Origin of the sequence: Stappia sediminis, from assembly GCF_009826895.1 — a bacterium.
GTDB classification, from domain to species: domain Bacteria; phylum Pseudomonadota; class Alphaproteobacteria; order Rhizobiales; family Stappiaceae; genus Hongsoonwoonella; species Hongsoonwoonella sediminis.
Genome location: NZ_WUMV01000007.1, coordinates 49,609 through 76,359 on the forward strand (window position 1 = coordinate 49,609; position 26,751 = coordinate 76,359).

Sequence of the window (26,751 nt, forward strand, 5' to 3'; positions counted from 1 at the left end):
GCGTCAGCCGTGAACCTCGAGGCTGTCGGCAGGCGTCGCCTCGCGCTCCTCAAGCCCGTAGTCGCGCAGGATACTTGCGACACGCAGCCGGTAATCGGAAAAGATCTTGTTGCGGCCCATGGCTTGCGCCTTGCGGTGCTCCATGGTGTTGCGCCACGCCTTGACCGCCTCCTCATCGCGCCAGACCGACAGCGACAGGATCTTGCCCGGCGTCATCAGACTTTCGAAACGCTCGATCGAAATGAACCCGTCAATCTTCTGGAGGATCGGTTTCAGGTCGGCGGCAATATCGAAATATTCCGCCCGATGCTCGGGCTTCGGCACGACTTCGAATATCACGGCGATCATGGGGCGACCTTTCTATCGATGCGTTTCGGTGATTTAGAGAGCGACAATATCCCTGCCATGGGGCAATTACATTCACGTTCGCTCGAATGACATTATTCCAATATTTTTCGAAATACCGTTGAATCTACCTTTCAAATGAGTTATTTCATGCGTCATGACACTTGACGATGCAGCAGCGCGGCTTGAAGCCCTCGGCAATCCGACACGGTTGAACATCTACCGCACGCTCGTGCGCGCGGGCGAAGGCGGCCTGTCCGTCTCGGCCCTGCGCGAGCGTGTGGGCGGCGCACTTTCCACGCTGTCGCATCATCTGCAAAAACTCGTCCTCGTGGGCCTCGTCATTCAGGAACGGCAGGGCACAACGCTGATCTGCAGGGCAAACTACGATCAGATGCACGGCCTTGTGGACTATCTGACCAAGGAATGCTGCGCGGACGAAACGGACGCCCGCCAGGGCGATGCCGCCTGATTTTTTTGAGCCTCAGCGTTTTCCGCGAAAGCGGCACCGCTTTCGCAACAGGAAATCGCTTCAGATTCAATAGGTGAAGCATATTCTCGTCGTCGAAACGGCGGCGTTTCGACGGAATATGCTCTGAAATTCCGATATTCCTCGAAATATCGGAGAATGGAGATGAACCGAGCATGAGCGACCAAACGGCACTCACACCAAGTACGCCTCGTTTTCGCTTGCCGAAACCCGACGGGGCGCTGTTGATCGGCGGAAGCGCACTCTTAGCTTTGGGTATTTTCGATCTTGCCCAGGTCATACCGACCATCGGCTTCACCATCGAGCAACTGATCGACATCGCGCCTTATCTGGCGGCATCGATCCTGATTGCCGCCTATGCCGCGGCAACCGGAGCCGACAACCTGATCGCGCGCGCCTTTACCGGCAAGAACACGGCGATCATGGTGCTTGTGGCGGCACTTACCGGCGCATTGTCGCCCTTTTGCTCCTGTGGCGTCATTCCGCTGATCGCCGCCCTTCTTTCCATGGGCGTGCCGCTTGCCCCCGTGATGGCGTTCTGGCTTGCCTCGCCGATCATGGATCCGACCATGTTCGTCTTGACGGCGGGAACGCTCGGCACCGGCTTCGCGATCGCAAAGACCACGGCTGCGATCAGTGTCGGCCTTCTGGGCGGATACGGAATTCTGCTTTTCCAGCGCGCCGGCGGTTTCGAAACCCCGTTGCGCGACGAAGTGGGCAACGGCGGCTGCTGTGCTTCGGGCGTGCGCTCGCGCAAGGATGTCGCATGGTCGTTCTGGACGGACGGCGGCAGGCGCAAGAAGTTCGCCGACAACGGGCTGAAGAACACCCTTTTCCTCGGCAAATGGCTGGCGCTCGCCTTCCTGCTGGAAAGCATCATGCTGACCTATGTGCCGGCGGATCTCGTTGCCCGGCTGCTTGGCGACGGCGGCCTGCTGACAATCGCGGCCGCAACCGTCGTCGGCATTCCCGCATATCTGAACGGCTACGCCGCCCTGCCGCTGGTCGGCGGGCTGATCGGCCAGGGCATGGCGCCGGGCACCGGCATGGCCTTCCTCGTCGCCGGCGGCGTTACGTCCGTCCCGGCGGCCATCGCCGTCTTCGCGCTTGCACGCCTGCCGGTGTTCTTCGCCTATATCGGCTTCGCGCTCGTCGGGGCTTTCAGCGCGGGCCTCATCTACCAGATGAGCCTTTCTTTCTGATCCGGCTTTCCGGCCGGATCAATGGATCGAGCTTATCCCTGTCGCCAAATCCAATTCCGATTTGAAGGGATATGCTTGATGGGTGCCTTAACCCTCAACTTGGCGTCGTTCCCTGAAGAAATCCTTCAGGAGCGACGCCGCTTTTCTTTCGCCGATGCCCGAATAAACCTCCGGCGCATGATGGCAGGTGGAGCTTGCGAAGAAGCGCACGCCGTGTTCCACCGCCCCGCCCTTTGCATCGCCCGCACCGAAGTAGAGCCGCCTGATGCGGGCAAACGAAATCGCCGCGGCACACATCGGGCAAGGTTCAAGCGTCACGTAAAGATCGCACCCCGACAGGCGCTGCGAACCGAGCGCCGCACCGCCCGCGCGGATCACCTGCATTTCGGCGTGGGTCGTCGGATCGTCAAGCTCGAGCGTGCGGTTCCCGTCCGCGGCGATCACCTCGCCGTCCCTTACCAGCACGGCGCCTACCGGCACTTCGCCACGCGCCTGCGCCGCTTTCGCCTCATTGAGCGCAAGATCCATGAAGCCGGAGAGGTCCGGGCGGGGGTTCAAGAGTTTTGTCATCGCGCGCGAAGATAGCACGGCGATCCGTTCGTGCGGCAATGGCTTTGTTTCACGGAAACGGAGCGGCTGCTTTTTCAAACGGCCCTTGGTCACAGGCTCTGCCGTGAGGCACTACCCGTGGGTCGCCGGGTCTGGGCCCGGCGATGACGGAGGGGAGGCCGTATGCCCCCACTGATCATGCAAGCAAGATGCTTTCGGGTCGTCATGCGCGGGCTTGACCCGCGCACCCATGCAGTGCTTGCGCAAATTTTCAGTGGCGAATGGATCACTGCGTCTTCGCCTGGCGACGACAGAGGAACGGTTATGGAATCCCCACAACCTCGTTCCCGCCTCTGAAACCCCTCCCTTTCCGCATGGCTGAATTGCGCGGAATAAGCGATGGCCGCGCAAATCTCGCGTTCCGTTTCGCCCCGCGCTCTGCTATGACGCGCGCCATGACAGACAAGAGAAAACCAGACAGGCCAGCGCCGCGAGGCAAGCCGGCCCGCCGCCCGCATTCCGGCCACTCCGGAAAGCCGCGCAACAAGCAGAATCCGCGCCCTGAACCCAAGCCGTCGCTTGCGCCGGAGAAGACCTCGACGTTCGAGGGCGAACGCATCGCCAAGGTGATGGCGCGCGTCGGGCTGTGCTCGCGCCGCGAGGCCGAGGACTGGATCAAGGAAGGGCGGGTTTCCGTCAACGGAACCGTTCTGGCGACGCCGGCAACGACGGTGACCAAACGCGACAAGGTTCTGGTGGACGGTGAGCCGCTGCCCGGCCGCGAGCGCACGCGCCTTTGGCTCTTCCACAAGCCGCGCGGCGTGGTGACGACGACGCACGACCCGGAAGGGCGCGAAACCGTGTTCGACAGGCTGCCCGACGACCTGCCGCGCGTGATGGCGGTCGGCCGGCTCGACATCAACACCGAAGGCCTGCTTCTCTTCACCAACGACGGCGGGCTTGCCCGCGTCCTGGAACTGCCGGCGACCGGATGGCTGCGCCGCTACCGCGTGCGCGCCTACGGCAAGATCAACCAGGAGCAGCTCGACGCCCTTGCCGACGGTATTGCCATCGATGGCGTTCTTTACGGCGCGATCGAAGCGGTGCTGGAACGCGTGCAGGGCGACAACGTGTGGCTTTCGATCGGCCTGCGCGAAGGCAAGAACCGCGAGATCAAGAAGGTGCTGGAGCACCTCGGCCTCTCCGTGAACAGGCTTATCCGCGTTTCCTTCGGCCCGTTCCACCTGATGGATCTTGCCGAAGGCGAGGTCCGCGAGATACGCGGCCGCGTGCTTCGCGACCAGCTCGGCCCCCGGCTTGCGGATGAATCGGGCGCGGATTTCGACGCGCCGATCCTGAACCAGCCGGAGCAGAAAACCGAGACGCAAGGCCGCAAGGGCAAGCCGGACCAGAAACGCGGCGACAAGAAGGGCAAGTCGTCCGGCGGATGGATGAGCGCCAAGGAAGGCCGCAGCGCCGTTTCATCGCGCGGCCGGAAAGACCGGGACGAACGCCACAACCGGGACCGGAATGACCGGGACAGGAACAACCGCGACCGGAACGAGCGGGACAGGAACGAACGAGGCCGGCAGAACCGTGACCGCCCGGACCGCGAACGCTCCGGCACCGACCGTCCGCATCGTGAACGCCCAAATCGCGATCGCCCAAACCGCGGCGGGCCGGACCGCGAAAGGCGCTTCGAGCGGGGCGAAAGACGCGAGGGAGGCGAAAACCGGGAGGCAGGCGAAGCGAGACCGAAGCGTCCGCGCGCGGCCGCGACCGCCGAACGGCCGAGGAAAATCTCGCCACGAAGCCGCTTCCGCTTCACCAAGGACCCGGTGGAGAAACCGCGCCCCAAGCGCGACGAGGCCCCGCGCCCGCAGCGCCGCATCTGGGGCGAGGAAGGCGAAATCCTGCCCGACAAGAACCAGGAGAAACGCAACGAAGGCGCAAAGCGCCCCGGCTTCAAGCGTGATGAGGGCGGCAGGGGCAAGGGGCCGCATCGTCCAAACCGCGGCCCACGCAAATGAGGATCGTTTCAGGCCGCTTCAAGGGGGCTGCCATCGCCGCCCCAAAGGGGCAGGCGACGCGGCCCACCAGCGACCGGCTGCGCGAGACGATCTTCAACATCCTGGCCCATGGCCTCGATGAAGCGGACCCTGTCGGGGATGCGCGCGTACTCGACCTTTTCGCAGGCTCGGGCGCACTCGGCTTCGAGGCATTGAGCCGGGGCGCGAAATCCTGCCTGTTCGTGGAAGAAGCTGTGGAGCCGCGCGGCGTCATCCGCCGCAACATGGAGGCGATGGGCCTCAACGGCGTTTCGAAAATATTTCGCCGCGATGCGACGAAACTCGGTGCCGCAGGCACGATCGAGCCGTTCGATCTCGTCTTCGCCGATCCGCCCTACCGAAAGGCCCTGGGCGAAAAGGCTCTTGCTTCGGCCCGCGACGGCGGTTGGTTGAAGCCCGGCGCAATCTGCGTTCTGGAAGAAGACGCGAAGGCGGATATCGACATGCCGGCCGGCTTTCGCGAGATCGACCGGCGCACCGTCGGCGACAGCCAGGTCGTGTTTTTCAAGGCAGAGTAAGGCTCATTTCCGCCCGAACAGACGCTCGATATCGCCGAGCTTGAGTTCGATCCACGTCGGGCGGCCATGGTTGCACTGGCCCGACAGGGGCGTTGCCTCCATCTCGCGCAAAAGTGCGTTCATCTCCTCAGGCCGCATGCGGCGCCCGGCGCGCACCGACCCGTGGCAGGCCATGGTTGCGGCCACATGATCGAGCCGACCGCGCAAGCCGACCGCGCTGTCCCATTCGGCGATCTCGTCGACGAGATCGTGGATCAGCCCCCGGATGTCGAGATCGCCCAGAAGCGCCGGAGTTTCACGCACCGCAACGGCGCCCGGCCCGAACGCCTCCACGACGAGACCGACGGCTTCGAGATCCTCCGCCCGCTCGACAAGCCGCGCGGCATCATCCTCCGAAAGCTCCACCACCTCCGGGATCAGCAGGATCTGGCGGGCGACGCCCTTTTCCGCAAGCGCCGCCTTGAGCCGCTCATAGACGAGACGCTCATGGGCGGCGTGCTGATCGACGATAACGATGCCGCTTTCCGTCTGGGCGATAATGTAGGTTTCATGCACCTGGGCGCGGGCGGCACCGAGCGGCAGGTCCTGCGTCTCCTCAGGCACGCCTGCGTCGTTCGCCCGGGCGTCCGCAGAAGGGGCGGCGAACCCGCCGAAGCCGGACTGCGCTTCCTCGAAAGCGGGGGCGGCGAAGGCCGGGGCGGCGGCGTTCGCCTCGGCCCCACCCTCGAACGGGCGGAAAGACGAGGATTGCCAGTCGAAGGAGGCCGCCTGCGCGGGGCGCTGCGGCGTGATGCCGGAAAACGCGGGCCTTCCTTGCGCGGAACGCGCGAGGATATCGACGGCGGCAGTGGCATTGCTGGTGGATGAGCGGTGGCCGGCATCGACCAGCGCCTTCTTGATCGCGCCGACGACGAGGCCGCGCACGAGCTGGCCGTCGCGAAAGCGCACATCCGCCTTGGTGGGATGCACGTTGACGTCGACCAGCTTCGGCTCGATATCGACGAAAAGCACGACGACGGGATGCCTGTCGCGGGCAAGCACATCCGCATAGGCCCCGCGAAGCGCCGACAGCAGCATCTTGTCGCGCACGGGCCGGCCGTTGACGAAGAAGAACTGCGAGAGCGAATTCGCCCGGTGATAGGTCGGAAGCCCTGCAAGCCCTTCCAGCCGCACGCCCTCGCGCTCCGCCGTGATGCGCATGGCGTTTTCAACGAAATCCCTTCCCAGCACCTGGGCGATGCGCGCTTCCTGCGCACCCTCGCCGCGCGCGGCCGCATAATCAGCCGTCTGGCGCTCCGGCCCCGCCATCTGGAAGCGGATTTCGGGATGGGCGAGCGCAAGCCGCTTGACGACTTCGGTAATCGCCGCCGTCTCCGCCCGGTCGGACTTCAGGAACTTCAAGCGCGCCGGCGTGGAGAAGAAAAGATCGCGGATCTCGACCCGCGTGCCCTTCGTCTGCGCGGCAGGCGCGGGGCCGGACTTCGCGCCGCCTTCGACCGTGACCTGCCAGCCGTGCTCGTCGCCAGCATGGCGGGTCTGGATGGAAAGACGCGAAACCGCTCCGATCGACGGCAGCGCCTCGCCGCGAAAGCCAAGCGTGCGGATGTCGAACAGATCGTCCTCCGCAAGCTTCGACGTGCAGTGACGCTCGACCGCAAGCGAAAGATCTTGCGCGCCCATGCCTTCGCCATCATCCGTGACGCGAATGAGCGACTTGCCGCCGGCCGCCGTCACGACCTCGATGCGGGAAGCGCCCGCGTCGATGGCGTTTTCGACCAGCTCCTTGACCGCGCTTGCCGGGCGCTCGATAACTTCGCCCGCGGCGATGCGGTTGACCGCGCCTTCGCTCAATTGGCGGATTTTCATGGCACTGTCACCGTTTTCAGAACGAGGGATCCTCTGTCACCTGCACCACCTGCGAATTCCCTTTGCGGAGGCTATCGGATATGGTCCGCCGCGATACGCGAATCTCCCGCGAAACCGCCATACCTTATCAGACAATTTCCGCCCGAAAGAGACCCTGACCGATGAATGCGCAAAGCCCCCTTCTCATTTCCGGCCTTTCGTCGATCGCCGGCGAATACAAGGGCCTTTTGTGCGACGTGTGGGGCGTGCTGCACAATGGGGTGACGGGCTTCCTCCACGCGAGGGACGCACTCGCCCGCTTCCGCGAGGAGCGCGGCGGGACGGTCGTGCTGATCACCAATGCGCCGCGACCCGCCGCCCCGGTCTTCGACCAGTTGGCGACGCTCGGCATCACGCATGACGCCTATGACGCGATCGTGACTTCCGGCGACGTGACGCGTCAGCAGCTAGACGCGCTCGGCGATGCGAACGTGTTGCACCTCGGCCCAAAGCGGGACCTGCCGCTATACGAAGGCACGCATGTGCGCCTCGGCGCGGAACTGGCAGCAACCGCGGTCGTGTGCACCGGGCTTTTCGACGATGAGACCGAAACGCCGGACGACTACCGGGGCATGCTGACGAGGCTCGCCAAGCGCGGGCTGCCGATGATCTGCGCCAACCCGGATATCGTCGTGGAACGGGGCAACAAGCTGATCTGGTGCGCGGGCGCGCTGGCGCGCCTTTACGAGGACCTCGGCGGCGAGGTGAAGATCCTCGGCAAGCCGCATGCGCCGATCTACGACGCGGCGCTCGCCAAACTTTCCGAGAAGGCAGGCAAGCTGATGGACAAGCGCGATGTGCTGGCGATCGGCGACGGTCTGCCGACGGACATTCGCGGTGCGGTATCGCAGGATATCGATGTGCTTTTCATATCGGGGGGCATTCACGCCACCGACTTCGGCCCGACGGAAGACCCCGACGAGAACCTGATCCGCCGCAGGCTCGCCGAAGAGGGCCTTTCAGCGCGCGCGGCGCTGCCGAAACTCGCCTGGTAACGGGAAAGCGCAGCGCTCAGCCGAAAAGCTTGTCGATATCGTCCTGTGCGAAGACCTCGAGCATGGCGTCGACGTCTTCCTGGGAAACGCCCTCGCCTTCGTGCTGCGGCCCGTGCAGGATGAGTTCCCGCCGGCGCTTTTCTTCCGCCGTCTCTTCGAGCGGCGCGTCTTCGACTTCATCCATGCGCAAGCGCTTGACGAAGGAATTCACCCGCTCGTCGATATAGTTCAGCGTGCCGACGACCTTGGAAATCCGCTGCCCGGTGATGTCCTGGAAGGCGCAGGCCTCGAAGATTTCCATGATCTTGTGCTGGACGACCACCTGATAGGTGTCGGCGTCGTCCGGATCGGCGGACATTATGGTTTCCGCCGCTTCCATGATGGTATGCGTGGCGCTTTCCGTCGCCTCGACGATAGCGTCGAGCTCGCGCCCCGCCTCAGGGATGCGGTTTTCCTTGATGTCTGTCGCGCGAAGCTGGACGATTTCCTGTTTCATGCGGCAGATTTCGTCGGAAATCTCCATCAATTCCTGGGTGACCGCCGGCTGCACCGCGTCGATATAGTCCTTCATGGACCGCGCCATGACTTCCGCAAGGCCCATGACGTCGTTCAACGTCACGTCGTCCTTGCGTGCTCGGCTTTCTTCCAGGAATTCAATGAGACGCGCGACGTTTTCTTTTTGTATTGCCGCCATCTGTCCCCCTCCTTCAGGCTCCGCCTACACCGCGTCCGTCGCGGCCGGCCGCACGCCGCCGCGCGGACGATGCGCCGTGTCAACCGGGACCGAAGCCCTACTCGGAGAAGACCGCATCGATCTTGCCCTTCAACGTCTGCGCGTTGAACGGCTTCACGATATAGTTGTTCACGCCCGCCTTCTTGGCCGCGATCACGTTTTCGGTCTTGGATTCCGCCGTCACCATGATGAACGGCGTCTTGCAGAGGCCGGCGTCGGCGCGAACCTGCTTCAAGAGTTCGTAGCCGGTCATCGGTTCCATGTTCCAGTCGGAAATCACCAGCCCGTATTTGCGCTGCTTCATTTTTTCCAGCGCCTCGGTGCCGTCCGCTGCGTCGTCTACATCCTCGAAGCCGAGCTGCTTCAAGAGATTTCGGATAATGCGGATCATCGTCTTGTAGTCGTCCACAACGAGGACCGGCATCTGAAGATCAAGGGCCATCGTCTACTCCATACAGCCATTATGCCCGCCCCTTAACCGGGGCTTTGAGCGTCATCTTGCCGAATTAGGAGGAAGACACCAGCCGTGTCCCCACCTCCCCACACGAAGGGCAATCTAGGAGAAGGCCCTGAAAACTCCGTTAATGACGCGCGGGGAAATCATCCGCTTGCAACCGAAGGGCGGCCGCAAGCGGCTGCTTCCCTCGTCCATTGGCCGAATTGCCGCTGTTTTATGCGGGCTGTAGCCTTGCTTGACCCTATGCATGCGAATGAAGGCCCAAACCAAGGACAATGAAATGCTGGAACTGCGGACGCTCTTTTACGAGGACCTGAGTGTGGGCATGCACGAAAGCGTGACGAAAACGGTCAGTTCTTCGGATGTGGTGGGCTTCGCCGAGGTTTCGGGGGACCGCAATCCGATCCACCTTTCGGAACATTTCGCGGCAAAGACGCCGTTTCGCACGCGCATCGCGCACGGGCTTTATACTGCGAGCCTGATTTCCGCCGTACTGGGCACAAGGCTGCCAGGCCCCGGCGCGATCTATCTCTCGCAGACCCTGAATTTCAAGGCGCCCGTCAAGATCGGCGACGAGGTTGCGGTAACGGTCGAGGTCACGGAGCTTATCGAAAAGGGCAATCGGGCACGCCTTTCCTGCATATGCGCCGTCGGCGGCACGGTGGTGCTGGAAGGCGAGGCAATGGTGAAGGTACCGACGCGCGCGTCGGACGAGGAGGAGTTTTCCCGAGGCTGAGGGTCACCGTTAATGTCGTGCCGGCAACTTGACCTTTGGCGCGGGAATGGGCAGGGTCCGCGCGCTTTCATTGCGATGAACAATGATGGCAAGAATACCGTCAGACTTATCCCAAGGCCCCAGCCCAAATGACAGCCGCGCCGCCACCCGATTTTACGACCGTCACCGAACTATCGGCCTTTCCGCAAGCGCTTCGAGGCGGCGTGGTCGCGATCGGCAATTTCGACGGCGTGCACCGGGGCCATCAGGCGGTGCTTGGGACCGCGATGCGCGAGGCAGAAAAGCGCGGCGTTCCGGCCTTCGCCATGACGTTCGAGCCGCATCCGCGCACGTTCTTCAACCCGTCGAAACCCGTATTCCGGCTGACGCCGCAAGCCGCCAAGGCCCGCGTCATGCGCGCGCTCGGCCTCAACGGCATGGTGGTGCTGCCGTTTACCCGCGAATTCGCAGGGCTTGAAGCCCAGGCTTTCGTCGATGATGTGCTCCAGAATTCGCTTCACATCGTGCACGCGGTAACCGGTTACGACTTCCACTTCGGCAAGGCACGAAAAGGCACGCCGGATTTCCTGAAGGCGGCAGGCGTGGCCGACGGCTTCGGAGTGACGATCGTGGAAGCGGAAACGGACGAAAACGGCGAGACGGTGTCCTCAAGCCGCATCCGCGAAGCACTTGCCGCAGGCGACGTGGCACTTGCCAACGCGCTTCTCGGCTACCGCTGGTTCTTCGAGGCCAAGGTGCAGCACGGCGACAAGCGCGGGCGCGACCTCGGCTATCCGACCGCCAACCTCACGCTTTCGCCGGAAGCGGAGCTTGCCCACGGCATATACGCGGTCCGGGTGAAGCACGGCGGAACGGCGCATGACGGCGTCGCAAGCCATGGCCGCCGCCCGACCTTCGACAACGGCCAACCCCTGTTCGAAGTGCATCTGTTCGATTTTTCGGGCGATCTTTACGGGCATGAACTGGAGGTGGAACTCGTCTCCTACCTTCGCGAGGAACGACGTTTCGAGAGTGCCGAGGCGCTGATTGCGCAGATGGACATTGACAGCGCGGAAGCCCGTGCGGCGATCCAGTCTCTCCAGCCGCTGAGCCCGCTCGACCTTGCCTTGGGCGAAATGGGTTTTGACGGAGCATCGGTTTAGTGGGCTCAACTTCATCGGATCCTTCAAGCGCTGCATCCGAGGCGTCCCTTCAACAGGACACCTTGCGCGGCCTCGCGCTGATGACGGGTGCGATGTTCCTTGTCCCGCTGATGGACGTGCTGGCGAAATATCTGACCGCCACCCTGCCTCCGCTCGAAATCGCGCTCGGGCGCTTCGTCTTTCAAGCGCTTTTCGCCTTCCTGACGGCGGCCATCGGACCCGGCCTCGCCGTGCTGAAAACATCGCGGCCCTGGCCGCATCTCCTGCGCGGCGTGTTCCTGGCCGGTGCGCTGGTGCTTCTGTTCACCGCGCTCAAGGTCATGCCGGTGGCGGATGCCATCGCCATCTTTTTCGTCGAGCCGATGATCCTGACGGCACTTTCGGCGATCGTGCTCAAGGAGCACGTCGGCGCGCGGCGCTGGATCGCCATCTTCGTCGGCCTCGCAGGCTCAATGCTCATCATCCGGCCCGGCTTCGATGCCTTCGGCCCCGTCGCCCTCCTTCCGCTCGGCACGGCGTTCCTCTTCGCGCTCTATCTGCTTTTCACGAAGCGGCTTTCCGGCGAAGGGTCTATGCTTTCCATCCAGTTCACCACGGGAGCGGGCGGCGCGCTCGTGCTTGGAGCCCTGGCCGTTCTGGCCGTCATCTTCGACGTGGAAAGCGCCATCCTCGTGCCCGCGCCTCTGCCCGCGGTCGGCCTGATTGCGGTTATCGGCGCGATCTCCTTCTTCGCGCACGGGCTGATCGTACGCGCCTTCGCGCTGGCGCCCGCTTCGGTGCTCGCGCCTTTCAACTATCTGGAAATCATCACCGCGACCTTGTTCGGATTTCTGGTGTTCGGCGACTTTCCGGACGCTTTGACATGGGCGGGCATCGCGATCATCGTCGGCTGCGGCCTCTACATAACCCATCGCGAGCGCATATCCTTGCGCGAAAACACGCGCGCAAGCGGAAACCGCACGGGCGCCACGGCGGATGACGAATTCATCGCATGAGCTGCGATCCGGCCCGGCCAAAGTCGCCGAACCGGGCTTAATCGCGACAGGCGCTCAAAGCAGGGCTTTATTCGAACCGAACCCGCTGCTAAAACCCGTGCCCGAACGTTTCAGGCAATTCGAACCGCGGACGCAAACCCTTGCGCGAAGCTGACAGAAACCCGGCCATACCGAACCTTGTGCCGCGAATTACCGGCCCGGCTTTCGCGTAAGGCGCCATAACGCGCCTTCGAAAGACCGGGACGAAACGCATGACACATCGGCCGCGCCACCTTTCGTGAGCCCGCGGCCGCTTGATCAGCGCCCAGGGCGCAGCCAGACTTTCGACCGCCCGGAACGGCGGTCCACCCAGCGGATTCCGACACATGACCGAAACGACGACGCGCGATTATTCCGAAACGCTTTACCTGCCGAAGACCGATTTTCCGATGCGCGCGGGGCTGCCGAAGAAGGAGCCCGAGATCATCGCGCGCTGGAAGGCCATGGACCTTTACCGCCGATTGCGCGAAGCCTCGACGTCGCGCGACAAATACATCCTCCACGACGGCCCTCCTTACGCGAACGGCAATATCCACATCGGCCACGCGCTCAACAAGACGCTGAAGGACATCGTCACCCGCTCCATGCAGATGCAGGGCTGGGATTCGAACTATGTGCCCGGCTGGGACTGCCACGGACTGCCGATCGAATGGAAGATCGAGGAGCAGTACCGCGCCAAGGGAAAGAACAAGGACGAGGTGCCGATCAACGAGTTCCGCAAGGAATGCCGCGACTTTGCCAACCACTGGATCGGCGTGCAGCGCGAGGAGTTCCAGCGGCTCGGCATCGAGGGCGACTGGTATAACCCGTACCTGACGATGAACTTCGATTCCGAGGCCTTGATCGCCGAAGAGATCATGAAATTCGCCACTTCAGGCCAGCTTTACCGAGGCTCCAAGCCCGTTATGTGGTCGGTCGTGGAAAAGACCGCACTGGCGGAAGCGGAGATCGAATACCACGAATACACCTCCGACCAGATCTGGGTGAAATTTCCGGTCGTCGAATGCGGCGGCACGGATGCAGGCGCAGCCGAAGAGCTGCTGGAAGCTTCCGTCGTCATCTGGACGACGACGCCCTGGACGATCCCCGGCAACCGCGCGATCTCCTATTCATCCAAGATCCACTACGGGCTCTACAAGGTAACCCAGGACGATCTGCCGGAAGACAACTGGGTGCAGAAGGGCGACATGCTCATCCTGGCCGACGTGCTGGCGGGAGCGGTGTTCGAGCAGTCGCGCGTGGAGCGCTACGAGCACGTGCGCCCGGTCTCCGCGGACGAGCTGGCCAGCATCACTTGCGCCCATCCGCTGCGTGACATGGACCTTGGCGGATACGATTTCGATGTGCCGCTGCTCGACGGCGACCATGTGACCGACGACGCGGGCACGGGCTTCGTCCACACGGCACCCAGCCACGGCGCCGACGACTTCGAGATCTGGATGGCGAACCGCGCGGATATCGAAGCGCGCGGCATCTCGTCCGAAATCCCCTTCACCGTCGCCGACGACGGCACCTATACGCCCGAGGCTCCCGGCTTCGAAGGAGCGCAAGTGATCACCCACAAGGGCGAGAAGGGCAACGCCAACAAGCGCGTGATCGAGGCGCTGAAGGAAAGCGGCAACCTGATCGGCCTTGGCCGGCTGAAGCACCAGTACCCGCATTCATGGCGCTCGAAAAAGCCGATCATCTTCCGCAACACGCCGCAGTGGTTCGTCCATATGGACAAGACGCTTGAGGGCGGGGATGGCGACACGCTGCGTGCCCGCGCGCTGAAGGCCATCGACGAGACGCGCTTCGTGCCGGGAAGCGGGCAGAACCGCCTGCGCTCCATGATCGAGAACCGGCCCGACTGGGTGCTTTCGCGCCAGCGCGCCTGGGGCGTGCCGATCGCCGTTTTCCGCAACGAGGAAGACGGCCGTCTCGCGCCCGGACCCGACTTTGCCGCCAATGACGAGCTTATCGGCCGCATCAAGAGCGCGTTCACGGAGGAAGGTGCCGATGCCTGGTTCGCCGACGGGGCGAAGGAGCGCTTCCTCGGCGGGCTCGTCAACGATCCGGAAAACTGGACGCAGGTGCGCGATATCCTCGACGTGTGGTTCGATTCAGGCTCCACCCACGCCTTCTGCCTGGAACAGCGCGACGACCTGAAGCCGCATCGCCAGGGCCTCGGCGGCAAGGACTACGTGCTCTACCTCGAAGGCTCCGACCAGCATCGCGGCTGGTTCCAGTCCTCGCTGCTGGAAAGCTGCGGCACGCGCGTGCACGCACCCTACGACGCTGTGCTGACCCATGGCTTCACCATGGACGAGCAGGGCCGGAAGATGTCGAAATCGCTCGGCAACCAGACCTTCCCCCAGGACGTCATCAAGCAATATGGCGCGGATATCCTGAGGCTGTGGACGGCATCCGTCGAATATTGGGAAGACCAGCGCATCGGGCCGGAAATCCTGAAGACCACCGTCGATTCCTACCGCAAGATGCGCAACACCATGCGCTGGATGCTGGGAACGCTTACCCACTACGAGGGAGAGGACGTCCCGCTTGCCGACATGCCGGAACTGGAGCGGCTGATGCTGCACCGGCTTGCCGAACTGGACGAGATGGTGCGCCGCGCCTACTGGGACTTCGATTTCAAGAAGCTGGTACACCACCTCCTGACGTTCCTGACGGTGGAGCTTTCCGCCTTCTACTTCGACGTGCGCAAGGACGCGCTTTACTGCGATCCGGCGTCTTCAACCCGGCGCAAGGCGTCGCTTTATGTGATCGACAAGCTCTTCAACTGCGTGACCGTATGGCTTGCCCCGGTGCTTCCGTTCACGATGGAAGAGGCGTGGCTTGAGCGCAACGGTGACGAGAAATCGTCCGTCCACATGGAGCTCTTTCCCGAGCTTCCGGCGAACTGGCGCGACGACGAACTGGGCGCCCGCTGGGCCAGGATCCGCACCGTGCGCCGCGTCGTCACCGGGGCGCTCGAGATCGAGCGGCGGGAAAAACGCATCGGCGCATCGCTGGAAGCGCACCCCACCGTCCATGTCACGGATCCGGCCTTGATGGCAGCCCTTGAGGGCGTCGACATGGCGGAGATCGCCATCACCAGCCAGGCGACGTTGACGGAGCGGCCCGCGCCCGCAGGCGCCTTCACCCTGCCCGACGTGAAGGGGGTCGCGGTCGTGCCCGGACTTGCCGAAGGCATCAAGTGCGCGCGGTCCTGGAAGATCCTGCCAGAAGTTGGCTCCGATCCGCAGTATCCGGACGTCACGCCGCGCGATGCGGATGCCCTTCGCGAGTGGGACGCAGCCCACGCCCCGGCCTGACATGACGCTGAATTCAAAGGGAAAACCGCTTTTCTGGGGAGCAAGAAGCCCCCTTGTCGGAGCGATCGCCCTTTGCGGCGCAGGCCTCGACCAGGCCGTCAAGCTGTGGATGATCCACGGCTTCGGCCTCCCCTTCAGGGGGAGTGTCGAGTTGCTGCCCTTCTTCGACCTCGTGATGGTCTGGAACTACGGCATCTCCTACGGCCTCTTCCAGCAAGGATCGGCGACGGGGCAGATCCTGCTCGCCGCCTTTACCGTCGTGGCGACCGTCCTCCTTTGGGTATGGGGGGCACGCACCTCCGGCAAGGTGGCGGCGATCTCGCTCGGCCTCATTGTCGCAGGCGCGATCGGCAATGGAATAGACCGGCTGGCGTACGGCGCGGTGGCCGATCTCTTCCATTTTCACATCGGCACATTCTCCTGGTACGTCTTCAACCTGGCGGACGTGTGGATCGTTGCCGGAGTGGCCGGTCTCCTGTATGACAGTTTCGCCGGCGGCCCTAAAGACGCCGCAATGTCGCCCCATGGAGAGCGTGGGGAATTGGGGGAAGCGATTCCTTCATCCATTTTGCATGCCGATGGCGAAAAAGACCTTTCGAACGGCACTGAAACGGCGAGCCGACAAGGACATGACGATGACGAAACGCGTTGATGCCCGCGGTAGATTGACGGACGGAAAGCCAGGCACGGGAACGCCCCGCCGACTGGCGGCGCTACCCGTCGCCATCGCGCTTGCCGGACTGCTGGGCGCCTGCACGACCGGCTCCGACGGCTTCAACGACGGCCAGGAGAAGGTGCTGCCGGACGAAGCGCTGGTCAAAAGCCTGATGGCGGGTCTCGGTGCTGTAGACCCGAACGAAAAGCCGATCGAATACGCACCGCGCGCACCGCTGGCCATGCCGAGCAAGGCGGATGAGCAAAGCCCGCTGCCGCCGCCGGAAAGCCCGCAGACGGCAGCCGACTGGCCAACCGACAATCAGGACGATCTCGCGCGCGTTCGCGCCGCCTATGCCACAAGCCCGCTTGGCGTGCGCCTGACGCCCGAGCAGCAGAAGGGCCTGCCGCAACTTGCCGGCAAGAAAAACCGCGACATCGAAGACGAACGGGATAAAGCCGCCGAAGCCGACGGCGAACGCCTGACGCCCGAGGAGCTGAAGAATGGCTTCGCCAAGCCCGAGGATGAAGTGGACACGACATCTCTTTTCGGCCCGGACGGCAAGCCGGTGCGACGTTACCTGATCGACCCGCCGGTCGAATATTCCACGCCTGCGGGCGATGGCGAACTGGTGGCGCCTGAAAAGAAACAGGAAGCTCCGCTGACGGCCGACACATGGGACGAGGAATCGCGCCGGACTCCGGTCAATTGATTGTGCGTTATCACACCGCAACATGCAGGAAAGGCCCCGTTTCGGGGCCTTTTTCGCATCCGGTTCGCCAGCCCGGATAAATCTTACGAAAAGTTCACGCTTGGCTGCCCCTTTCCGGCCTATATCTGGGGAAAGAGTGGCCCGTCTTACCCCGTGGAGGAACCCGTGAAGAGCCATAGCCTGAAGGCATTGGGACGACATGTCCGTGTAGCCGTATTCCTGGTTGTTGCAGCGGCGGCCCCAACGGCGCAGATGACCGTTTCCGCACTGGCAGATCCGCAGGCCGCCGCAACCTCCGCCGACTTCGCGGACATCCGGGTGGGCGGCGACATCGCCACCTTCACCCTCCAGAACGGCATGGAAGGCATCGTGATACCCGACCACCGCGCACCGGTCGTGACACATATGGTGTGGTACAAGGTGGGCTCGGCAGACGAAGCGCCCGGCAAGTCCGGCATCGCGCATTTCTTCGAACACCTCATGTTCAAGGGTACGAAGAACCACCCGGCCGGCGAATTCTCCGCGATGGTCGCCGCGATCGGCGGCAGCGAAAACGCCTTCACGAGCAACGACTACACCGCCTATTTCCAGCGGGTCGCCAAGGAGCACCTTGGCACGATGATGACGTTCGAAGCCGACCGCATGGCCAATCTGGTACTTACCGAAGAGGTGATCGCGCCCGAACGCGAGGTCGTGCTGGAAGAACGCCGCCAGCGCGTGGAAAACGATCCGGGTTCGAAGCTCGGCGAAACGCTCGACGCAATGCTTTACGTGAACCACCCCTACGGCGTGCCGGTGATCGGCTGGAAGAACGAGATCGAAGCGCTGAACAAGGTGGATGCGATCGACTTCTACAACCGCTACTACACGCCCAACAACGCGATCCTGATCGTCGCGGGAGACGTTACGACGGACGAGGTGAAGGCGCTTGCCGAGGAAACCTACGGCAAGCTGGAGCGCCGCGCCGAGCCGGGCGAGCGGTCCCGACCCGAGCCGCAGACCGTGCCGGGCGAACAGACGGTCACGCTGAGCGATCCGCAGGTCAACCAGCCCAACATGCGCCAGGCCTGGCTCGTGCCGAGCTACAACACCGCTGAAGGCACGGACGCCGAGGCGATCGACGTACTCGCCCAGATCCTGGGCGGCGGCAACACGAGCCGGCTTTACGAAAAGCTGGTGGTGGAAGACGGCGTCGCCGCTGCTGCCGGCAGCTGGTACCAGTCAAGCGCGCTGGACGACACAAGGTTCATGATCTACGCGGTCCCGCGCGACGGCACGACGCTCAATGAACTTGCCTCCGCCACGAGCGCGGTGCTTCAAAACGTCATCGACAATGGCGTGAGCGGAGAAGAACTGGAACGGGCCAAGAAGAGCCTCCTCTCCAGCACCATCTACGCGCAGGACAACCAGGCGACCATGGCGCGGATTTTCGGCGTCGCGCTGACGACCGGCGGAACCGTGGAGGAAGTGCAGGCATGGCCCGCGCGCCTTGCCTCGGTGAGCGTGGAAGACGTGCAGGCGGCGGCGCGCAAGTATCTCGCCGGGTCGCCCGTGACCGCCTTCCTGAAAGGGCCGGAAACGGCATCCGGCGCAGCGAACACGGCTGCAACCGGCCAGAAGTCCTGATCGCCCAGTTTTACCGGAAAGATGCTTGTCATGAATTTTCTTGCCCGTTTCGAGACTGAAAGGCCCGGTTCCGGCCAACGCCGATCCAGCGGGAAGCACCCCTTCAAAAGTGCCGTTGCCGGTCTTGCCGGCCTTGCGCTTGCCGGCCTCTGGCCAGGCCTCGCCCAGGCGACGGAGATCCAGGAAATTACCACCGACGCCGGGATCACCGCCTGGCTGGTGGAGGATCACACCGTTCCCCTGATCGCGGTCGAATTCGCGTTCAAGGGCGGTTCCTCCCAAAACCCGGACGGCAAGGAAGGCTTGAGCAACCTGCTTTCGGCAACGCTGGACGAAGGTGCGGGAGACCTGAATGCGCGCGCGTTCCAGGGACGGTTGGAAGACCTTGTCATGCGGCTTTCGTTCGAAGACGGTCGCGACGATTTCTACGGTTCCATGCGTACCATCTCGCTGAACGCCGACGATGCGTTCGAGATGCTGCGCCTTGCCGTTTCAGAGCCTCGCTTCGATACGGAAGCCGTGGAAAGGATGAAGACGCAGCTGATTGCGAACATCCGCCGCGAAAAGAACGACCCGGACGCGATTGCCGGGCGTGTCTGGTCGCAAACGGTGTATCCGGATCACCCGTACGGCAAGCCTTCGGATGGAACCGAGGAAACGGTCGCCAAGCTGACGCCTGAAGACCTGCGTGCCCTGCAGCAGCGGATGTTCGCCCGCGACAACCTGAAGATCGCCGTGGTGGGCGCGATCGATGCAGAAACGCTGAAGCCGCTGCTCGACCACGTGTTCGCAAGCCTGCCGGAGAAAGCCGACCTCAAGGAAATTCCGGACGTACAGCCGAAAACCGGCATGACGGAAACCGTGGAACTCAACGTCCCGCAAACCTCAATCCGCGTCGGGCTGCCGGGGCTGAAGCGCAGCGACCCGGACTTTATCCCCGCCTTCATCATGAACCACATTCTCGGCGGCGGAACCTTCTCTTCCTGGCTTTACGACGAAGTTCGCGAGAAGCGCGGCCTTGCCTATTCGGTTGGTTCCTACCTCATCTCCCGCGATCACTCGGGGATGCTGATGGCCGCCACCGGCACACGCGCCGAAAAAGCCGCAGAAACGCTGTCGATCATCGAGGAGCAGTTCAGGCGCATGGCGGACGAAGGCCCGACGCCCGACGAACTGCAGAAGGCGAAGGACTATCTCACCGGCTCCTATGCGCTTCGCTTCGATTCTTCTTCCAAGATCGCCAACCAGCTGGTTGGCATTCAGATCGAGGACCTCGGGATCGACTACATCAAGAACCGCAACCAGATGATTGAGGAGGTCACTCTCGACCAGGTAAAGGCGGTCGCCAGACGCTTGCTTGCCGGCAAGACGCCGACCATCATCACCGTCGGGCCGAACGGGGCGTAAGCGGAAGGCCCCTGTCTGCGGCTTCCTCGACAACGCAAAAACAAAATGCCGCGCAAAAATCATTGCGCGGCATTTTCTTATATCCTGGTCCTAATGCCTTGAATGCCCCCGCCAAGCAGGAGGGCCGGCGCCTGCCCTTTATTCGGCGGCGCGCCTCGTCACGCGATTTGCGTTCGACTGCAGGACTTCGGGCCGTACCGGACGCGGCGGCGAGAAGAGCAGGCCTTGCCCGATCCGCACGTGATAGTCGAGAAGATCGAGCACCTGAGCCTCCGCCTCCACGTGATCGACAATAAGCTCGATACCGAAGCGCTGGAGGAGATCGCCGAAATCGGCCGGGTGAATATCGCCCTGCCCGAGGCCGGCATGGCCGAGCATGCGATCCGCATTGTATTTGGCAAACCGGAAGCCCCGGTCGGCCAGATCGCGGAAATCCATCTTCAAATCGGTAATATGGTCCATCGAGAAGCGGAAGCCGAGGTCCGCCAATGCTGCAAGGCTTTCCATTTCGAGAATTCCCATTTCGGCGACATCGGCCTGGGTAAACTCGAAGATCAGCATGTCCGCAAAGCCTTTCTGGCTGCGAACGAACTCCAGAAAACCGGGGAAGAAAGTCTCGTCGACCAGCGTCGCCGCCGAGATGTTGACGAAAAGCCCCGCCTCGCGATTGCGGCTCGAAAGGCGCCTGAGAATCTGGATGGCGCGAAACAGCACGAGGTTGTCTATCCGGGGCATCAGCCCGGCCCTCGCCGCTTCCGGCAGGAACTCGGCCGGCGTGATCACCGTGTCGTCCTCGTCGCGAATACGGCTCAAGGCTTCGTAATACTTCACGCGGCGTTGCGGCAAAATGACGATCGGCTGCAGGTAGAGATCGACCCGATTGGCTTCCAGCGCGTCTCGGATCGTCTGGCGCATCGCCGGATCGGGCTGGGCCCGCCCGCGCGGCGTCCGATAATGCTCATCCGGCTGGGGAGGAAAACCGTCCTGCCGGGATCCGCGATGATCCTCGCGCGCGGAATAGCCGCCCTGCACCCCCTGCTCATGGGCGAACCCGTGCTGCCGCGGGGCCGGCTCGCCAACCCGGCGCTGCCGTTCGCCCGGCACCTCGTTGCCCGACGCACCGTGGTATCCGATTTCTCGCGGCGGTTCGGCGAAATGGGCGACGCGCGCGACTTCCGGCTCACTCGGCAGGGAGATGCGCCGGTCCTGATCCTCTATGCGGGTTTCCATGTCCGCCATGGCTTCCGCCATCTGCTTCACAAGGGCACCCAGTACTTCGACCTCGGCGAATAGCGGATCGATCTCCTCGCGGGTTCGGCGCGGGATGGTGCTTTCAACCCCCGTCAGCCTTCCCTCGAGGTTGCCGACGTCCTCGTCGATTTCCTGCATCCGCTCTTCAAGGCGTTCCACGGCCTCACCCGTCTCGCCGCGCTCGCGGGCGCGGGCGAAAACCAGATGCACCACCGCCATGGTGCAAAGGATGGTAGCGGAAAGCGAAAGCGCCTCGACCAGCGGCCGCCCGAATTGAACCACGAGCACGGCTCCACCGGACACGGCAATGATCGCCATGCAAACGAATACGAAACTGTTCGGTACGCGCGCCATATATTTTCAGTGGCCTCGGCTGAATCCAGAATGGCTTAGGTCACGGAATACCTTCGGAATTGTGGGTCCATGACCTGCGGTCATCGTATGATTACGGTGATTCGTCCCATGCATCACCAGACTGTTAACGCCCGCACCCATACTTGGGCCGGTTTGGTCGTTGATTCGCCAGCACAATTTGGTGATCGCCCCGCTAACAGCCCCTTGACCTTCCAGCAACGGGAGGCCTTACGCAGAAGCCTAGCACATTTGTAACGGGAGCATGGCCTCATGAAATCGATCACCTTCAATGTGGACGGGATGAGCTGCGAAAAATGCATACGCTCGGTTGAAAAGGCGGTTGCCGGGGTAGACCCGCAGGCCGGCGTTTCCGTCGACCTTGCAACCGGAGCGGTTTCCCTGACCACCGATAGAGATGCCGCTGAATTCGTTACGGCAATCGAGGATGCCGGCTACGACGTCGAAAGCCGTCCCTGAGGGCGCGAAACGCCGCACCTCCCCTCGATATCAACACTTTGTTTACCATGCTGGAAGCAAATAGAGGTTGAACATCAAATCAGTACGGCCCGCATGGGCCGTGCGGGAAAAAGGGGGAATCGCGGGCATGGAGGCTATCCATGGCGCGGATCGGACCATAAACGTGGCGGTCCTTGACTTTGACGGCGCGGCGACCGGGCTTTGCCGCGCGGTGACGGACGCGATGAAACGCCCGTGCGCCGAACCCGTCGCGTTCGACGACCGCAGGCGCTTCTTCGCGGCATGCGGAGATACGCGGCCGGATGTGTTTTTCGTCGACGTGAGCGGCCTCGACAGCGAAGAGCAGCTTGGACGGCTTGCCTCCCAGTGCCCGCATTCGGTCATGATCGCGGTAGGCAAGGAAGGCTCGCTCACGCGCATGCTGACCGTGCTGGAAGCCGGAGCGCATGACTTCGTGACGCCGCCTTTCGATCCGCAAGGCCTTGCCGGCAGGATCGACATGCTCCTTTGCCGGACCGTGCCTGCGCCCGCACAACGGCCGGCCGACGCACGCAGCGCGGCAGGTTCCGAGCCGGCGGAAGCGAATGGCGGCATCGGGAATACGCAGCCCGAATTCGAAGGATTCGTTGGAACGTCCGATCGCATGCGGGCAATCTACGACCAGATCGAGCGGATCGCGCCCTCGCATGCGCCCGTGTTCATCACGGGGGAATCGGGAACCGGCAAGGAGCTTTGCGCGCGCGCCGTTCACAACCTGTCGTCACGCTCGGCGAAACCCTTCATCGCGATCAATTGCGCCGCGATACCCGCCGAATTGATGGAAAGCGAAATCTTCGGTCACGTGCGCGGCGCCTTCACCGGCGCCAATGACGCCCGTGCCGGTGCGGCGGAACTTGCCGACGGGGGAACGCTCTTCCTCGACGAGATCGGCGAGATGAGCCTCGCCCTGCAGTCCAAGCTGCTGCGTTTCATCCAAACCGGGGACGTCCAGCGCGTCGGCGAAACACGTGGCCGCACCGTGAACGTGCGCATCGTCTGCGCGACGAACCGCGACCCCCACAAGGAAGTTTCCGAAGGCCGCTTCCGCGAAGACCTCTTCTACCGTCTGCACGTGCTGCCGGTTCATCTGCCGCCATTACGCGAACGCCGGCGGGACATACTCACGCTCGCCACGAATTTTCTTCGCCTGGCTTGCGAGGAGGAAAAACGCACCTTCGCGCGCTTCGAGCCCGCAGTGGAAGAGCGGCTTGTCGCCTATCCATGGCCCGGCAACGTCCGCCAGCTGGAAAACGCCATTCGCCAGATCGTGGTGCTGAACGACGGCGTCACCGTGCGCCTGGGCATGCTGCCCGGCTATCTCGTTACCGACGGCATCCCGAACGAAGGGTTACGCGCACCATCTTCCCGAAATTCCGTCGAGCGGCATTTCATACACCCGGGTGCGCCGATCGAGCCGCTTTGGGCGCAGGAACGGCGCATCATCGAACAGGCGCTCGACGCTTTCGACGGCAACATCTCCCAGGCCGCCGCGGCGCTGGAAATCAGCCCGTCGACGATTTACCGCAAGAAACAATCCTGGAGCGAACGGCTCGCAAGCTGAGCAACGCCGTTTACTGCAACGCATCATCGATGTTGTGGTTTTACCGCTACCGGTCTATATGGTGCGCCGCATAACCAACTGAAAACACTATGCGGTCTGCGGGGCGTTAAAAATGACAATCAAAAGCCAATCCTGGTGGCGCACAATCGCCGTGGGAGCGGGAGCGGCGACGTTGATCTGCGTGGTCAATCCCGTTGCGCGTGCGCAGGCTTCAGTCGATGCGCCCTCAAGCGAGCTTACCGCATCGATGAACGAACTGGACGTGGCGTGGGCCGCCTCTCCGATGGGCTTTACCGACGCCCGCTTCGTCAAGGAACCGGCGGCAGGCTACGGGGCGTTCGAGCCGCGCGAGGGCGCGACCTTCGGGCCGGGCGATGCGATCAACGTCTATGCCGAACCGGTCGGCTACGGTTACCGCGAGACGGACGGCGTTTACGAGGTCGAGCTTGCCGTCGATTTCGAGATCCTGAACAACACCGGCCAGGTGCTGGCCGAGCAGGCGGATTTCGCGAGGGTGACGGCCGAAGCGCGTAATCCCTTGCGCGAATTCCAGACGAGCCTGAGCTTTCGTTTCGAAGGCCTGACCGACGGCGACTACATTCTGGTGACCCGCTTTCGGGACACCAACTCCGACAAGAGCGGCGAAATCCGCCTGCCTTTCACGATCGAGGCGGAGCCGGCGGCGCAATAATGCGGCCGCCCTTCCCAAAGCGCATCAGCGGCTCAGCCGCAGCTTGGTGATCTCCTCGGCGATACGCTCGAACACACGGATAAGATCGCTGTTTGAATCGGCGCTGAAGGCCATATCCGAACGGGTCGCGCAGCGCCGCATCATATTCTTGGTATTCTGATCGGTAATCTGAAACGCGACGGTGAAGATGTCGATTTCACCGTCTTTCTTGGCGTTCTCGCAGGCTTTTAGCGTGCGATCGTCCATCTCTTCGGCGATTTCCCAATATTGATCGACGCCTTCCCCAAGGCGCTCCTCGGTGCCGAAGCCATAGGCTTCATACCGGGTGTTGTTGTGCGTTCCATTCGCGGAACCATAGGTGTTCGCGCCATCCGTCATGACGATCATGAAGCGCTTGTGTTCCTCATCGCTGTTTTCATCCGGAATCTCGCGCCCACCCGTAAAGGGCTCCTGCGGCGAGAGCACGCGCCAACCCCAGACGATCCCCTGGTGGATGTTCGTATTGCCGTTCGCCTTCATGTCGCGGATCGCGTTGCTGACCTCGCGCTTCGACGTCGTCAGCGCTGTGACGGGCTCGCTCTTGCAATTGTAGTTCGGCCCCTTGGTATAGGTATTGCCGTAGGCCTTGGGCTGATCGAGATATTTGCACAGCCGTTCCTGGGCATCGACCGCATCGGTCGGGTCCGGACCGTCGCGGCACGCGCCGTGCTCGTCGTTGGTCCAGGTGTTGTCATAGTGCCTGTATTGGAAACGCCAATTGTCGTCCGGCTCGTCGGGGGCGAATTCCGGAACGTAGAGCGTGGCAGGAACGGAAGCCGACGCCGGCGTGTCCGTGACATCATAAGGCACCGGGCGCGCCATCACGCAGCCCAGCCAGTCGGTATGTTTGAGCTGATCGAACAAGGTCAGGCGGCTCGGGCGCCCGTTATAGAAGTGCCTTGAATCGAATTCCGCAGGATCCGGCGTCCCGTCGCTGCGCGTCGCGAAACCGTTCCAGTGTATCGGCGATCGCCCCTCCCGGTCGAGCCAGGAGGCCGAGCGCTTGTCGGCGCCGACGTTCACCCATGCGGTAAATGGCACGAGGCCGATCTTCACACGATCAGGCTTGTCGCTTTTCTCGTTGATTTCGAAAAGCCTTTCGCTGAGGTCCTCCGCCGCCGTCTTGAGCGTGTGCAGCTTGCTGCCGTGCATCGAGCCGGAATTGTCGAGCACCATCACGACGTCGAAAGACGTCTTGCCGACGACGGTTTCGCTCTCGATGCCGATATCCAGATGATTGATACCGGCAAACTTGGCGAAATATGTGGGTAGATTGACGTTGGCGTGGACGATCACCTTCCCGTCGGCGAGGGTGACATCCGATGTCATCTCGTAGCCGTCCGGCAGATCGACAATGCTCTCCAGGTACTTTTTCGTCGAGGCGATGATCTCCGCGTCGGACTTGCTGTTCGCGTCGTAATTCGCGGCAAGCGCCGCGGAATCGACGGCGCCCTGAACCTTCGCCTTGGTCTGCACCGCGCGAACCATGTCGATGGCAAAACCCGCCGCCATCAAAATGACAATGGCCGTCAGGCCGAAAATGATCGCCACGCTGCCGCGGCGGTCGTTCGCCAGCTTCGAAAACATAATTGAATGGCCCCCTAATTCCGCATGGACACTAGGGAGGGCAGGTTTCCAATCGGTTTAATTTCATGAAAATGGATGTATTGGATAATAACCTTTGAACATTTCGCCGACCGAATGATGCAAGTCCATTAACGGTACCCCGGCGCCTTTGACCGGTCGCCTTGCAGTCCGGAACGTCTCTCAATATACCGAGACACGCTTGCCGCTCCCGGTCCGGGCGCGCGGTCGAGGACATCTTTCCGTCGCTGCGGCATTGACACGCGATGCCACGCATCCTAAATCCGGCCCATCGTTGGCACTCACCCTCGCCGAGTGCTAACGCCGTGCAGATCGAACTGCGTATCACCAAGAACGAAAATTCCACCATCGTGCCGCCGCCAGGCGCACGTGTGTCGAAGGAAGGGCTAGTCATGAAGTTTCGTCCGTTGCACGACCGCGTTGTCGTCCGCCGCGTCGAATCCGAGGAGAAGACGGCCGGCGGTATCATCATTCCCGACACCGCCAAGGAAAAGCCGCAGGAAGGCGAAATCGTCGCCGCGGGCCCCGGTGCCCGCAACGACAAGGGTGAACTTGTCGCGCTCGACGTGAAGTCCGGCGACCGGGTGTTGTTCGGCAAGTGGTCCGGCACCGAAGTCAAGATCGACGGCGAAGACCTTCTGATCATGAAGGAAGCCGACATCATGGGCATCGTCGGCTAAGGCATATTCCGTTCGGATCGATACGATCCGAATAACGAGGATATGCTCCGGCCAATGATCTTAGAGCGCTTGCCATGCCCGGCTCTCCCGGTTCGCCGATCGTCACGGAACCCTGGCACTTCCTGCTGCTTCTGGCAGCCGGAATCGCTGCCGTCTGGTTTCTGA

23 protein-coding genes and 1 pseudogene are annotated in these 26,751 nt (G+C 62.7%); 17 read left to right on the top strand and 7 right to left on the bottom strand.

Annotated elements, in window-relative coordinates:
• Positions 1–3: 3 nt before the first annotated feature.
• Entirely contained in the window at positions 4–348 is a 345-nt protein-coding gene (locus tag GR183_RS14580) for an antibiotic biosynthesis monooxygenase family protein (protein WP_160776396.1), read from the bottom strand.
• A 154-nt stretch (positions 349–502) separates the two neighbouring features.
• On the opposite strand from GR183_RS14580, the gene GR183_RS14585 reads away from it, so the two are divergent.
• On the top strand, positions 503–817 hold the full coding sequence (locus GR183_RS14585) for an ArsR/SmtB family transcription factor (protein WP_160776397.1): 315 nt from the start codon (positions 503–505) through the stop codon (positions 815–817).
• Between the two features lie 173 nt (positions 818–990).
• Positions 991–2,037: a permease gene (locus GR183_RS14590; RefSeq protein WP_160776398.1), complete on the top strand. Its 1,047-nt coding sequence runs from the start codon at positions 991–993 to the stop codon at positions 2,035–2,037.
• 87 nt (positions 2,038–2,124) lie between these two features.
• On the opposite strand, the gene GR183_RS14595 is transcribed toward GR183_RS14590, so the two are convergent.
• Entirely contained in the window at positions 2,125–2,565 is a 441-nt protein-coding gene (locus GR183_RS14595; protein WP_202396140.1) for a nucleoside deaminase, read from the bottom strand.
• 476 nt (positions 2,566–3,041) lie between these two features.
• Here GR183_RS14595 and GR183_RS14600 point away from each other — a divergent pair, with 476 nt between their 5' ends.
• Positions 3,042–4,616 (top strand): pseudouridine synthase, encoded by a 1,575-nt coding sequence (locus GR183_RS14600; protein WP_160776400.1) that lies wholly within the window; start codon positions 3,042–3,044, stop codon positions 4,614–4,616.
• A complete protein-coding gene (gene rsmD, locus GR183_RS14605) occupies positions 4,613–5,173 on the top strand; it encodes a 16S rRNA (guanine(966)-N(2))-methyltransferase RsmD (RefSeq protein WP_160776401.1) in 561 nt (186 codons plus the stop codon). The genes GR183_RS14600 and rsmD overlap by 4 nt, the downstream gene beginning before the upstream one ends.
• A 3-nt stretch (positions 5,174–5,176) precedes the next feature.
• On the opposite strand, the gene mutL is transcribed toward rsmD, so the two are convergent.
• Positions 5,177–7,039, bottom strand: a complete 1,863-nt coding sequence (gene mutL, locus GR183_RS14610; protein ID WP_160776402.1) for a DNA mismatch repair endonuclease MutL — start codon at positions 7,037–7,039, stop codon at positions 5,177–5,179.
• A gap of 161 nt (positions 7,040–7,200) precedes the next feature.
• Between mutL and GR183_RS14615 the strand changes: the two genes are divergently transcribed.
• Positions 7,201–8,073, top strand: coding sequence for a TIGR01459 family HAD-type hydrolase (locus tag GR183_RS14615; protein ID WP_160776403.1), 873 nt, complete (start codon positions 7,201–7,203; stop codon positions 8,071–8,073).
• Between the two features lie 16 nt (positions 8,074–8,089).
• Here GR183_RS14615 and GR183_RS14620 read toward each other — a convergent pair whose 3' ends face one another.
• Together GR183_RS14620 and GR183_RS14625 are read right to left on the bottom strand one after the other, a co-directional pair.
• A complete protein-coding gene (locus GR183_RS14620; RefSeq protein ID WP_202396116.1) occupies positions 8,090–8,767 on the bottom strand; it encodes a protein phosphatase CheZ in 678 nt (225 codons plus the stop codon).
• A gap of 97 nt (positions 8,768–8,864) precedes the next feature.
• The gene (locus tag GR183_RS14625) at positions 8,865–9,248 is read right to left on the bottom strand and encodes a response regulator (RefSeq protein ID WP_160776404.1); all 384 of its coding nucleotides are present in this window, start codon (positions 9,246–9,248) and stop codon (positions 8,865–8,867) included.
• Between the two features lie 295 nt (positions 9,249–9,543).
• Here GR183_RS14625 and GR183_RS14630 point away from each other — a divergent pair, with 295 nt between their 5' ends.
• The 8 genes and pseudogenes from GR183_RS14630 (at position 9,544) to GR183_RS14665 (ending at position 19,889) form a co-directional block, all read left to right on the top strand.
• The gene (locus GR183_RS14630) at positions 9,544–9,999 is read left to right on the top strand and encodes a MaoC family dehydratase (protein WP_160776405.1); all 456 of its coding nucleotides are present in this window, start codon (positions 9,544–9,546) and stop codon (positions 9,997–9,999) included.
• A gap of 128 nt (positions 10,000–10,127) precedes the next feature.
• A complete protein-coding gene (locus GR183_RS14635) occupies positions 10,128–11,141 on the top strand; it encodes a bifunctional riboflavin kinase/FAD synthetase (protein ID WP_160776406.1) in 1,014 nt (337 codons plus the stop codon).
• Positions 11,141–12,136, top strand: a complete 996-nt coding sequence (locus GR183_RS14640; protein ID WP_208999864.1) for a DMT family transporter — start codon at positions 11,141–11,143, stop codon at positions 12,134–12,136. The genes GR183_RS14635 and GR183_RS14640 overlap by 1 nt, the downstream gene beginning before the upstream one ends.
• Positions 12,137–12,501: 365 nt before the next feature.
• Positions 12,502–15,489 (top strand): isoleucine--tRNA ligase, encoded by a 2,988-nt coding sequence (ileS, locus tag GR183_RS14645; RefSeq protein ID WP_160776407.1) that lies wholly within the window; start codon positions 12,502–12,504, stop codon positions 15,487–15,489.
• 1 nt (position 15,490) lies between these two features.
• A pseudogene (gene lspA, locus GR183_RS21995) lies at positions 15,491–16,012 on the top strand (signal peptidase II); the annotation flags it as partial.
• Between the two features lie 112 nt (positions 16,013–16,124).
• On the top strand, positions 16,125–16,856 hold the full coding sequence (locus tag GR183_RS14655) for a hypothetical protein (RefSeq protein ID WP_160776409.1): 732 nt from the start codon (positions 16,125–16,127) through the stop codon (positions 16,854–16,856).
• Between the two features lie 165 nt (positions 16,857–17,021).
• Complete coding sequence (locus tag GR183_RS14660; RefSeq protein ID WP_312846835.1) at positions 17,022–18,482, top strand: M16 family metallopeptidase; 1,461 nt, start codon at positions 17,022–17,024, stop codon at positions 18,480–18,482.
• Positions 18,483–18,512: 30 nt separating this feature from the next.
• The gene (locus GR183_RS14665) at positions 18,513–19,889 is read left to right on the top strand and encodes a M16 family metallopeptidase (protein WP_160776410.1); all 1,377 of its coding nucleotides are present in this window, start codon (positions 18,513–18,515) and stop codon (positions 19,887–19,889) included.
• 138 nt (positions 19,890–20,027) lie between these two features.
• Here the strand turns inward: GR183_RS14665 and GR183_RS14670 are convergent, their stop codons facing one another.
• Entirely contained in the window at positions 20,028–21,494 is a 1,467-nt protein-coding gene (locus GR183_RS14670) for an EAL domain-containing protein (RefSeq protein ID WP_160776411.1), read from the bottom strand.
• 270 nt (positions 21,495–21,764) lie between these two features.
• Between GR183_RS14670 and GR183_RS14675 the strand changes: the two genes are divergently transcribed.
• The 3 genes from GR183_RS14675 (at position 21,765) to GR183_RS14685 (ending at position 24,262) form a co-directional block, all read left to right on the top strand.
• The gene (locus GR183_RS14675; RefSeq protein ID WP_160776412.1) at positions 21,765–21,971 is read left to right on the top strand and encodes a heavy-metal-associated domain-containing protein; all 207 of its coding nucleotides are present in this window, start codon (positions 21,765–21,767) and stop codon (positions 21,969–21,971) included.
• A gap of 127 nt (positions 21,972–22,098) precedes the next feature.
• Positions 22,099–23,571, top strand: a complete 1,473-nt coding sequence (locus tag GR183_RS14680) for a sigma-54-dependent transcriptional regulator (protein ID WP_160776413.1) — start codon at positions 22,099–22,101, stop codon at positions 23,569–23,571.
• Between the two features lie 112 nt (positions 23,572–23,683).
• A complete protein-coding gene (locus GR183_RS14685; RefSeq protein ID WP_160776414.1) occupies positions 23,684–24,262 on the top strand; it encodes a hypothetical protein in 579 nt (192 codons plus the stop codon).
• 24 nt (positions 24,263–24,286) lie between these two features.
• Here GR183_RS14685 and GR183_RS14690 read toward each other — a convergent pair whose 3' ends face one another.
• Entirely contained in the window at positions 24,287–25,888 is a 1,602-nt protein-coding gene (locus tag GR183_RS14690) for a TadE/TadG family type IV pilus assembly protein (protein WP_160776415.1), read from the bottom strand.
• 410 nt (positions 25,889–26,298) lie between these two features.
• Between GR183_RS14690 and groES the strand changes: the two genes are divergently transcribed.
• Positions 26,299–26,586 (top strand): co-chaperone GroES, encoded by a 288-nt coding sequence (gene groES, locus GR183_RS14695; RefSeq protein ID WP_160776735.1) that lies wholly within the window; start codon positions 26,299–26,301, stop codon positions 26,584–26,586.
• Positions 26,587–26,751: the final 165 nt, after the last annotated feature.